This window comes from Actinotignum sanguinis (assembly GCF_003957255.1).
Taxonomy (GTDB): domain Bacteria; phylum Actinomycetota; class Actinomycetes; order Actinomycetales; family Actinomycetaceae; genus Actinotignum; species Actinotignum sanguinis.
Genome location: NZ_QDIE01000057.1, coordinates 1 through 1,122, shown reverse-complemented (window position 1 = coordinate 1,122; position 1,122 = coordinate 1). Strand labels below are relative to the sequence as shown.

Sequence of the window (1,122 nt, the reverse complement as noted above, 5' to 3'; positions counted from 1 at the left end):
TTGCGGGGTATCTCCTTTCGAGGATAGGTAGGAGTTGATTCGAAAGGTACCCGCGATGGTCGCCTTTGTGTATACCGACACGAGGATCACCGCGGGATACAGATACACCACACTAACGGACGCAACCCCGGTGGGACACCGCCGATGCGCACCCCGGCAAGCTCATTATTCTCCCAGTAGCAGGCGGCGCTATTGGATGACCAGGTGGCCTGCCAAAGCGGATGATTGGTACCCCCGCGCGATCCGGTTCGATCCACCCAAGCAGGCAAACCTTCTCCCTCCACCCATGAACGTGGGATCATCGCGAAGAGGGTGTGGAGAAGCGACGGGCCTTCCCAGATTAGTTCCGTAGCCGTCATTCCCACGCCAACAAAATGGAAACCGGGGCTTCCCATTTCAGCCTTTTGACCGGCATAAGAGTTATTTCCAGCCGGCGAATAGTAGTGGTAAGAAAGAAGAGAAAGCGCCGCATCTTCCGGGGAAAGAGTGTCATGTTGCGTTAGCAAACTCCAGAACTCTTCACCTTGATCAGAGATCATGGAAGGTAACAGCTTCTTGAGCCGCAGCTCGCCTTTTCCAAGCTTGCGCTCATTATCTTTCGCGTTACGCATCGGCTCAGCCGGCCGCTGCATAAACGGCTGCTGGTCATCGAATAAGAAGGATCCCGGCGCAAGCAACTCGATAGCTTCGTCAACGGCCTCGGGTTCAATCCCCTCCGAAAGAATAGGCTCCCATTCGATCCGGAACGGCTCCCGGCGAGTGTACTTGGACAGCCGCACAGCCACAGCAGTAACCGCCGCCAACAACCTTAGCTGCGCCCCGTACACGTAGCCGGGAACGGTCTTATCCAAGACTACTGGTTCGCGATCCATTTTTTCGTCAGAGGACTTTTTTAGAATATGAGCATCAAGTAGCGCATCACGAACCGATAACCGGCCGCGCGTGGTAACAAGTAACGGGATATCCGTCAAAGCATTGATCTTTTCCATGCTTCCGGTTGCGTCCGTTAGTGTGGTGTATCTGTATCCCGCGGTGATCCTCGTGTCGGTATACACAAAGGCGACCATCGCGGGTACCTTTCGAATCAACTCCTACCTATCCTCGAAAGGAGATACCCCGCAA

General features: G+C 54.6%; 1 protein-coding gene. It reads right to left on the bottom strand.

What is annotated here, in order from left to right; translation table 11 throughout:
• Positions 1-86: 86 nt before the first annotated feature.
• On the bottom strand, positions 87-1,067 hold the full coding sequence (locus DDD64_RS08700) for a type I-E CRISPR-associated protein Cse1/CasA (protein WP_126135967.1): 981 nt from the start codon (positions 1,065-1,067) through the stop codon (positions 87-89).
• Between the last annotated feature and the right edge of the window lie 55 nt (positions 1,068-1,122).